The sequence below is a fragment of the Bacteroides sp. genome, assembly GCF_019417265.1.
Classification (GTDB): Bacteria; Bacteroidota; Bacteroidia; order Bacteroidales; family Bacteroidaceae; genus Phocaeicola.
In genome coordinates, this window is the sequence record NZ_DXVR01000096.1 from 1 (window position 1) to 10,254 (window position 10,254).

9 protein-coding genes are annotated in these 10,254 nt (G+C 39.7%); 4 read left to right on the forward strand and 5 right to left on the reverse strand.

The annotated features are described in order from the left end of the window. Positions 1–856 precede the first annotated feature (856 nt). Entirely contained in the window at positions 857–1,702 is an 846-nt protein-coding gene (gene prmA, locus QZ379_RS10600; RefSeq protein WP_291564272.1) for a 50S ribosomal protein L11 methyltransferase, read from the reverse strand. A gap of 314 nt (positions 1,703–2,016) precedes the next feature. Between prmA and QZ379_RS10605 the strand changes: the two genes are divergently transcribed. From QZ379_RS10605 to QZ379_RS10620, 4 genes are all read left to right on the forward strand, one after another. Beyond that, positions 2,017–2,238: a dephospho-CoA kinase gene (locus QZ379_RS10605; protein WP_291564274.1), complete on the forward strand. Its 222-nt coding sequence runs from the start codon at positions 2,017–2,019 to the stop codon at positions 2,236–2,238. Then, positions 2,235–2,651 carry a putative toxin-antitoxin system toxin component, PIN family gene (locus tag QZ379_RS10610; RefSeq protein WP_291564277.1) on the forward strand — a complete coding sequence of 139 codons (417 nt, stop codon included), beginning with the start codon at positions 2,235–2,237 and terminating at the stop codon, positions 2,649–2,651. Before QZ379_RS10605 ends, QZ379_RS10610 begins: the two co-directional genes overlap by 4 nt. Before the next feature lie 224 nt (positions 2,652–2,875). Next, positions 2,876–4,111: a hypothetical protein gene (locus tag QZ379_RS10615; protein ID WP_291564293.1), complete on the forward strand. Its 1,236-nt coding sequence runs from the start codon at positions 2,876–2,878 to the stop codon at positions 4,109–4,111. 27 nt (positions 4,112–4,138) lie between these two features. Next, positions 4,139–5,755 (forward strand): hypothetical protein, encoded by a 1,617-nt coding sequence (locus tag QZ379_RS10620; protein ID WP_291564279.1) that lies wholly within the window; start codon positions 4,139–4,141, stop codon positions 5,753–5,755. Positions 5,756–5,866: 111 nt separating this feature from the next. Here QZ379_RS10620 and QZ379_RS10625 read toward each other — a convergent pair whose 3' ends face one another. The 4 genes from QZ379_RS10625 to QZ379_RS10640 all read right to left on the reverse strand — a co-directional run. Next, entirely contained in the window at positions 5,867–6,724 is an 858-nt protein-coding gene (locus QZ379_RS10625; protein ID WP_291564282.1) for a mechanosensitive ion channel domain-containing protein, read from the reverse strand. A gap of 27 nt (positions 6,725–6,751) precedes the next feature. Next, positions 6,752–7,369, reverse strand: coding sequence for an L-threonylcarbamoyladenylate synthase (locus tag QZ379_RS10630; protein ID WP_291564285.1), 618 nt, complete (start codon positions 7,367–7,369; stop codon positions 6,752–6,754). Between the two features lie 63 nt (positions 7,370–7,432). After that, on the reverse strand, positions 7,433–9,427 hold the full coding sequence (locus QZ379_RS10635; RefSeq protein ID WP_291564287.1) for an AAA family ATPase: 1,995 nt from the start codon (positions 9,425–9,427) through the stop codon (positions 7,433–7,435). A 575-nt stretch (positions 9,428–10,002) separates the two neighbouring features. Continuing rightward, positions 10,003–10,254 (reverse strand): hypothetical protein (locus QZ379_RS10640; protein WP_291564290.1); only part of this gene is annotated, 252 nt, incomplete at its 5' end.

The window sequence follows — 10,254 nt, forward strand, 5'->3', positions numbered from 1 at the left end:
GTTCTATTTCTTTTTTAAAATTGTCAATTTTAGTTTTGTAATTTTCTATCATTCTTTTCTCTCCCTCTATTGTTCTTTTGCGGTTTTCTAGAATCTTTTCTAATGATTCTTTACTTTGTGCTCCCATAATAAAATCATTCTCAGTCTATAAGCCCCCGAATTCGACATTACTAAATTATACAAAGAAAGGCGTGAGGCTTGTCATGCTGTTCATCGCAACTTGGTATCGCCAAACACCTTACAGAAATGAACAAAGACAATTTACCCACGCCTGAATGTAGTATCGACCGATATGGAGATATCATACCGGGTGCATATACAAACAGAAAATGAGCGTAATATTGTCCTTTATCCTTCTGTTTTAGAAATTGGCGATTTCAGTTGCAGGATAAAAGCAAAAAACGCATTCTTTACGTCCAACCATTTCTCCGGTCGAACATTGCAAATATAACGTTTTTTGTTAATATTACGCTCTGTTGGTATTTATTTTTTCAAAAATATGATTAATTCTTGTATTGTGTAGAGTCCAAATTAGTCCATTTATTTATTAGTGAACGTTTACTGAACGCTCAGTGAACGTGTGCTGAACAATGAAAAAACGCATAATGATGAAGGAGAGAATACTTTCATTATGCGTTTCCTGGTTTTACAAATTGCTCTTAAAAAAGTTTTTTAATATTATAATGGTGTTCGAACGGTATTATAACGCTGTTCGAACACTGTTTAAACGCTATTTAAGCAGTATTTAAATGCCGTTTAAATAACATAAAGAAGAACCTCTATTTCTTAAAGTATCAGTCCGGACAATGTTCACTGAGCGTTCATTCACTGTTCACTGACTGTTCGGTAGAAATTATCATTCCATTATAAGCTTCACTGCAGCCCAGTTGTTTTTCTCGCGGTAATGTACAAACTTGAGTCCGAGGCTTTCCCCTTTGCTACGGATGGCATCTATATCCTGTACATAGAATCCGCTCATATATATTTCCGAGCCTTTGTGCATACATGCTGTATAGGCGGTCATATCGTTCAGGAGGATATTTCTGTTGATGTTTGCTATGATTACATCGAATGGCTTGCGTCCTTCGAGGAGTGATGCGTCGCCTAATTCCACTGTGATATTGTTGATGTTGTTAAGTGCTATGTTGTCGCGCGAATTGTTGACACACCAGTCGTCTATGTCGATAGCTGTTACCGGGTCTGCGCCTCTCATGCTTGCTAAGATTGCCAGGATTGAAGTTCCGCATCCCATGTCGAGTACAGATATGCCTTTCAGGTCGGCATCAAGCAGTTCGCCAAGTATAGAGCTTGTAGTTTCGTGATGTCCTGTTCCGAAAGCCATCTGCGGATTGATTACGATGTCATATTCTGCCTTAGGATAGTCCTTGTGAAAAGTGCTGTGTATCACGCATCTGTCTTCTATTACTATAGGTTGGAAGAAGTTCTTTTCCCATTCTTCATTCCAGTCCTTGTCTTCAGGTTCTGTGATGGTGTATGTTATCTCTGTGTCCGGGATAGGGAAGTCTGCTATTAAGTTTTTGAGTGCTTCTTCGTCGAAAAGTGACTGTTGTACATAGGCTTGCATGCCTCCTTCGCATTCTACAAAACTTTCAAAACCAATCTCAGCCGTAAGTGCGGAAAGGATGTCTGTAATAGTTTCATTACATGGATTGGCGGAAAATGTAACTTCAAAGTATTTCATATGTGGATATTTTTTGTTTAATATTGAATTCTGTTGTCTTTCAGTAGGGCGACAATCTCAATTGGGTATGTATAAGTCTTGTCAAATTGAATGCTCATAGGGCGTAAAAATAAAACGACCCCCGATTTGAGCATCGTAGAGAGGCTTGGAGGTTCTGGTGTTGCAAAAATACAACAACTATTCCATTCTGCCAAACTTTGCCAATGTTGTTTACCTTTGTTTATCTTGATATTGTGAAATAATAAATTTAAATATACTATAATTCGAATTAATTGTTTATCTTCGCATAAATGAACTGTTAAAATGTCATATATATGGAAAGAACTGTATTTAATAAAGCTCAACTTGAAATGCTTGAAATTATGGCAAATGTGCGTTCGGAAAAGGAGTTGGATGAACTTAAGCATGTGATATCTGAGTATTATGCTAAGCGTGCGGATGAAGAAATGGAAAAATTATGGGAGTCTGGTCGATGGAATGAACAGACATTAAAGGATTTAAGTAATGCTCATTATCGTACACCATATAAGCAATGAACAGGTTAATTGTATTGGATACCAATTGTTTGGTACAAATGTTGTCTATTCATAGTCCGTATCGTTCTGCATGGCAGGCTTTTCGAGATGGAAAGTATATTTTATGTGTTACAAATGAAATTTTGGAAGAGTATCAGGAGATTATATGTAGAGTAGCGAATGAAGCCGTAGCTCATAATATTGTAAATGCGATAGCTCGTAGTCCTTATACTCGTTTTTTTACACCTCATTTTCGTTTTCGTCTTATAGAACAAGATCCTGATGATAATAAATTTGTTGATTGTGCGATAGTGTCGGGTGCTGATTATATAGTAAGTGAGGATGCTCATTTTCGTGTTCTGGATACAATTCCTTTTCCTAAAGTTTTTGTCGTAAGATTGGAAAAATTTGTAGTAGAAATAGCCAATTACTAAAGGACTTTTCTATCTATGATTCTATATCGTCTTATCATATTATTATTGTGATATGGTAGGACGATATTTTTATTATATAAACTCAAAATAGGGAAATCCCTATGATATATTAGGGAAATTCTATATATGGTATGATTTTATCATCTTATATTTGTACGTGAATAAAAGCAGGATGTAAAAAAAGCTGCTAACTTATAAACTTAAAAACTTACAAAGATATGAAGATGAGAAGAAAAGTACTGGCTTCCATGCTGTTTGCTTTCCTGCCGTGGTTGGCAATGGCGCAGAGTACTGACGACCTTTATTATATCCCTAAGAAGGAGAAAAAGACAGAGGTGAGTCAGAAGGTTGGAGTGGTACCTAAGGAAGTCTCAAACAAAACGGTGAACGAGATGCCGGCAAATACGGCTATAGTGGTGAAAGATGTGAAGGGAAATGTACGCAATGTTGATGAGTATAACCGCCGTTATACATCGCGCGACAATACTTTTACATACGAGAATGATACTCTTTATATAGAAGAAAAACCATATGGAGAACGTGGCGAATGGGTGAACGGATTCCAGGGCTCAGATATGGACTACGAATATGCCATGCGACTTGTGCGCTTCCGCAATCCGCGTTATGCCATACCTGTAAGCAGTCCGCTTTATTGGGACGTGGTTTATGGCGCGTTGCCTTCATGGGATTGGAATGTATATGACGACGGTATGTATGCCTATGTATTCCCTACATATACCAACCGCCTGTGGTGGGACTGGAGATGGTCGTCAGGTTTCTATGGTCCGGGTTGGGGATTCAGCTTCAGCTGGCACTCTCCATGGTATTCATCAAGGTACTCGCCTTGGTATTACGGAGGATGGTATTCTCCTTGGTATGCAGGTCATTGGGGCTACTGGGGCGGTTATTGGGGTGGTTACTGGGGTCATCACCATCATTATCCGTATTATGGATGGAGCAGACCGGTACATTATAACTACAATACACGAAAAGCTGAATATGGATATTCCGGTAGAAATATCAGTTACAGAAATACACAGTCCGGTGTAGGAAATAACAGTTATTCGAGAATTGTAAATACCCGGGATAATAACGGTAGAACAGGTGGTAGAGTTGTTAGAGGAAGCGAAAATTCCAGTTCATCTGTACGTGTAGGAACTCCTAATACCCGTACCTCTACTTCAAGAGTTTATACTCGCCCAAGTATGACCAACAACAGGGAAAGTAACTATACACGCCCAAGCAGTACAAGGGTAAATTCGAATAGAAATTACAACGTAAACAACGGAACTTATAATTCTAACAGAAACAACTATAATTCCAATAGAAGTAATGTTACGACTACTACCCGTAATTATGGTGGAAGCAGTTATCGTTCTACTACCACAAGCGGTAGCTCTTCAAGAAATTATGGTACTTCCGGTGGTTCAAAGTCCGGTGGCGGAGTAAGAAGAAGATAAGTTGAAGAAATTTTTTAAAAAGCGAATATGAAAACCAAGTATATATTTTTATGTGCTGCGATGGTTGCAGTATCAGCCGGTGCGCAGACTCAATATGATGCTTTTCGTTTCTCAGACAGTGAATTGAACGGAACTGCCAGATTTGTAGGTATGGGTGGTGCTATGGGCGCTTTGGGAGCTGATATATCTGTCATAGGAACAAATCCGGCCGGTATAGCATTGTTCAGAGGGCATGATGTTTCAACTTCTTTCAGTTTCAACAGTACCCATGTGAAAAGTGATTTTACCGGGGTTACCATGAAAGAAAAGAAGAACAATATGTCTTTCGACCAGATAGGTTTTGTCTATTCAACAAAGATTGGAAACAGGACAAACTTGCGTTATCTGAACTTCGGATTCAATTATCATAAAAGCAACAATCTGAATAAGATTTTTTCTTCAGGAGGATTTCTTGATGGATTGTCGCAGACTTGGCAGATGGCAAATATGATAGGAGGAACTGTCGGAGCGTTGTCTGAGATTGATGATATATATAATTATGGTGATGTTGATGGAATACAGAACCCATATAATGTGAATTATCCATATCTGGGAGTGATGGGAGTCAGAACAGGACTTGTAGGTATCGATGCTGTTACTTCAAAATTAAAAGGGTGGAATGGTGACCGGAATTACTATAACAGCCGTGAGGAAGGTGGCATACAACAGTATGATTTCAATGTGTCATTCAATGTTCAGGAGAAAATGTATTTCGGTGCAACATTGGGAGTATATGAGGTTGATTACAGACGTACGACTCTTTATGAGGAATCAATTAATAGCCAATCTGAAGAATCCGGTATAACTCTAAATCATGGAGGCTTTTATCAGTTGAATAATACACATAGAACCACCGGTACCGGATTTGATTTAAAGCTTGGTGCTATTTTCCGACCAATAGATGATTCTGCTTTCCGTTTCGGTTTTGCAATACATACTCCTACGTGGTATACATTGACTGATACATATAATTCTTCAATCTATTCTGATATAACATATCAGGTTTTTGATAAAACTGAGAATGCTGTAAAAGAGGAAATAGAACAGATAAATGAAAATGTATATGATTATGTAGGCGGCGAAACAAAGCAGGATTACAGACTTACTACATCATGGAAGTTTAACGTGAATATGGGAACAGTTTTTGGTGGTATTATGGCTGTAGGAGCAGAGTATGAGTTTGCTGCACATAATCATAGTAAACTGTATTACTATGACGGTTATGCAATGACTGAGATGAACGAGGTTATAAATGAAGACGTAAAAGGTTTGCATACATTGAGGTTGGGTATGGAAACAAGAATTGCCCCTGCATTCAGTGTAAGAGCCGGATATAATTTCTCATCGCAGGCATTCAAGAAAACTGCATACAAGGCATTGGCTTCCAACGATATGCGTACTGATGTAGAGTATAATAACAAATACAGTCAGAACACTGTTACTGTAGGTTTGGGATATGCAGGACGTATATTTTATGTTGATTTAGCATATAAATATAATCTTTATAAATCGGACTTTTATCCATTCAGTGATTCAAGTCTGGCGCCTGCACGTTTGACTAATGAACGTCATCAGGCTTTGATGACATTGGGTGTGCATTTTTAATCATTTTCATCTTTCATATACAATATCTAAAACAACTAACCCCTGAGAAACGTTTCTGATGTTTCTCAGGGGTAGTTGCTTTAATGTATTAATGGCCTGTTCCGCACAGAATCAGTCCTTTGCCTGATGAACTGTAAGCTGCGGGAATGGGAATCCGATACCTTCTTTGTTGAATGTTTCGTAAACTTTCTTGTTGAAGTCGAAGTACACGTCCCAGTAATTGGCTGTTGAGGCCCATGCACGTACCTTGATATCAACACTGCTTGCAGAGAGTGCTCCAAGACCGATGAATGGTGCAGGGTCTTTGAGAATTCTTTCATCTTCGTTTATAAGGCGTTCGATAACGGCTTTTACCTTTTCATAGTCCTCGCCATATTCAACTCCGATAACCCATTCTGCACGGCGTGTATCCTGCTTGCTGTAGTTCACCACTACGTTGCTGCTCATCGAACCGTTCGGCACGTAGATGATTTTGTTGTCAACTGTTGCGAGTATGGTATGGAAAATCTGTATTTCCTTTACTGTACCGCTTGCTCCCGGACCATCAATGAAATCGCCTACCTTGAAAGGCTTGAACACCAGGATGATGAGTCCGCCTGCAAAGTTTGAAAGATTGCCTGAAAGAGCCATACCGATGGCAACACCGGCAGAAGCAAGGATTGCCGCAAAGCTTGTGGTTTCTACACCAAGGCGTGCTATTACCGCAAATGCAAGAATCAGGTTAAGAGTGATACTCAGAAGGCTCTTTAGGAATGTCTTTACACTGATTTCAAGCTTACGTTTTTCAAGGAACTTAGTAAGAAGTTTACCTACTTGTTTTATAAGGAAACGTCCTACTACATAGATGATTATCGCTCCGATAATGTTTTTCCCTGTTTCAACTCCCCAGCTTATGAGCTTGTCCAATACAGCCTCGATGTTTACTTTTGATGCAACATTCGAAGCAATGTTTAATAATGTAAGTAGCATAATTTAAATATTTGTTTTAATTGTTTGTTATTCATCCAATATACCTTTTCCCTGGCGTACTATTTCAGGCTCATCCTCACAGCAGTTGACTACTGTCGACGGGTCAAGTCCGCCTATACCGCCGTCTATCACGATGTCAGCGTCATTGCCGAATTTTTCGTAAATCAGTTCCGGGTCTGTAACGTATTCCGGGTCCTCGCCATCATCCAATGGAAGAGTGGTCGACAGGATAGGCGCATCTATCATTCTGCATATTTCCCTGATGATATCGTTGTCCGGTACACGTATTCCCACTTCCTTTCTGTTTCTGAATATCTTCGGCAGGCGGCTGTCTGCTTTCAGAATAAAGGTGAAAGGTCCGGGCAGGTTACGCTTCATAAACTTGAAAGTAGTGTTGCTCACTTTGGCATATTCGCTTATGTTACTTAAATCATAACAAATAATAGACAGATGATGTTTACGAGGATCGATTTTTTTTAGTTTGCAGATGCGTTCTATCGGACGTTCTTTCAGAGCATGGCATCCTATGGCATACATTGTGTCGGTGGGATAGATTATTATTCCGCCGTCATTCAGTGTGTCTGCTATGTTCTGCAGTGTGTCTATGCTGTTGTTCTTGCTGTACAGCTTTATTAATGTACCCATAATATTACGTTAAATTCTGAATATTTGCGAAAATAATAAAAAATATTGAGAATCTTGTTTTGTTCAGCCTTTCTTTCTTAGTTCTTTGGCTATCCTGTATTGAATCTCGGCTTCGTATTCCATTCCTGCTGCTTCGAGAGCTTCTCCGAAGAACTGGTGTGCTCCGGCATTTTCCGGTTTCAGGCTTGTAGCCCTGTCGAGGTCTGAGATGGCTTCTTCTATTCTTTCTGTGAAGAGCCTTAGTTTTCCGCGATTGTAGACAGCCTTAAAATTGTTCGGCTGTATCTTCAGGGCATGGTTGAGGCATCTTTCCGCTTCTTCTATGTTGTCCTCGTCAAAGTATGTCACACCTTTTCTTACCCATGCGTCTACAAATTCGGGATACAGTTCGATAGCCTTGTTGAAATTGGCATGTGCAGCCCTCGTGTCCTTGGCTTTTGTGATACATTCGTTGCCCATGAGATAATATTCGTGGGCATATTTCTTCAGACTCTCCTTTTGTTTTCTCAGTTCCTCCTTCAGGGATTTGTTTTCTTCCTTCAACTTGTTTATTATGCCGAGTTTCTTTCTGATAAATCTCTGTATAAGAGGCTTCTCTATGTCATAGCGGCTGTGTATGGCCTTGAAAAAACTGTCTAAGAATCCGGCGAAGTTACCTTTGTCGAACTCCTTTACGGCATTTTCATATTCGATGTCTGCCTGTGCCTTTTTCATGGCACGGTCTATCGACATTGCATCGTTGAACTTTTGTGCAAATTCTGTTATCTCCGGTTTTACGAATATGTCTGTACGGGCTATTTCCTTCTTCAACTGTATGCCTTCGAGGGATGTACATCTGCTCAATGCCACATAAGTTTGTCCGCCGGCGAAAACTCCTCCGGTGAAGTCTATGATTACGCGGCTGAACGTCAGTCCCTGGCTTTTATGTACGGTTATAGCCCATGCCAGCTTGATGGGGAACTGCTTGAATGTACCTAATTCCTCTTCTTCAATCTTCTTTTCCTGTTCGTTATAGTGATAGCGTATGTTGCTCCAGCTTTCCTGTTCCACATAGAACTCCCTGCCTTCTTCGGTAGTGATGCTGATGCTTCCGTCCGGAAGGAAACCGGTTATGGTGCCCAGGGTACCGTTCACCCAGCGTTTCTCCATATCATTCTTGATGAAGATTATCTGTGCTCCCTTCTTGACGGTAAGTTCCATATTTGTGGGAAGGCTGCTTTCGGGAAACTCACCGTGGATTTCTCCTTTCAGTATCACCGGAGGACTGTCTATCTCTTCAAGTTTCTTTTCGTTTATAAAGTCTACACTGTCACGCCTTGTGGCAAGAGTGATGTACATGTCGTTCTCATTATGCGATATCCCGGCGTTGAAACGTGTGTTAAGCAGCTGTAAATCAGCAGCACGTGCCGTATTCGTACGGATATGGTCCAGTATCCCGACAAAAGCCTTGTCGGTCTGTCTGTAGACTTTCGTAAGTTCTATGGAAACCAATTCTATCTGCTGAAAGACTTTGGCCGAGAAAAAGTACGGGTTAGGGTAGAATCTGCTTAGTATCTCCTTTTCATCGCTTTTCACCACCGGCTCGAGCTGGAACACATCGCCTACGAGCAGTAACTGTTTTCCTCCGAACGGTTCACGCATATTTCCTGAATACACTCTCAGAACTTTGTCGATGAAGTCGATAATGTCGGCTCTGACCATTGAAATCTCGTCTATAATGACAAGCTCGAGGTTTTTCAGCAGTTTTCTGTGGTTTGAAGTATATTTCAGCGATTCATGGAGTTTGTTACCCTTGAATTTAGGGTCATCGGGCAATAGCGGATGGAATGGCAGCTTGAAGAAACTGTGCATGGTACTGCCTCCTGCATTGATTGCCGCAATGCCGGTAGGGGCGAGAACAACGTATTTCTTTTTGGTATTCCGGCATATGTATTTCAGGAATGTGGATTTTCCTGTTCCTGCCTTTCCTGTAAGGAAAACAGACTGGTGAGTGTACTGTATGAGTTTCAGTGCATTCTGGAATTCCTGATTACTGGTGTCTATGCCTGCTGTAGTCATTTTGAGATACTTGGTTTCTTTTATGTTTTGTTTCCGAATGCGAATATAGTAAAATAAATCTGTTCGTACAGACAAATTAAGTGTGTCATTTTTCAGAAAAGAAAAAAGCGCCTGTAAACAGATTACAGACGCTTTTATTTATTTTCAGACCTCACGGTCGTAATTTTCACTCTAAAAGGGCCGTTTCAGACCCGAAAGCTTTTAGTTTTTGTTTGCCATGTTTTCATTCAACATTACATAACCCCAGATCATTGGGTTTGCATTGGCAATCTTGTTAAAAATACTTTTTACCTTTTTCATAATTGTTATCCTTTCTTTTTTAAGTTAATAAAAACTTTTCTTTTCTCCGGCGAACCTCACGGTCGGCCTTCGACTTTTACCTTAATCATTTTACCTATTAACCTTAAATTATTTATGTGTGTTTAGTTAAGTTTAGAACCTTTCGTTCTTTATTTACACTGCAAAGATAAGGCCTTTTTTCTTACAAAATATGTTTTACGACATATTTTTCTATTTTTTATGACCTTTTATTGATGTAAATCAAAGAAAAGTATTATAACTGATTTTTTGTCATGTCATACTGTCCTTTGTTTGTAGATTTTTGCATATAATCCGCGTATGTGCGTCCATTTTTTATTAAATGTTTTGTCATCTGCTGATAATTCTTCGGCATAGAAACCGTTACACGTTCGTGTAACGGGTGGAACACGTTCGTGTAACGCGCGTAACACGTTCGTGACGCGGGCGGAACACGTACGTGTCACGCTTTCTGCGAACAGGCGTTTTGAAAAATATAATTTGAAATTATCAATTCCGAATACTTGTAT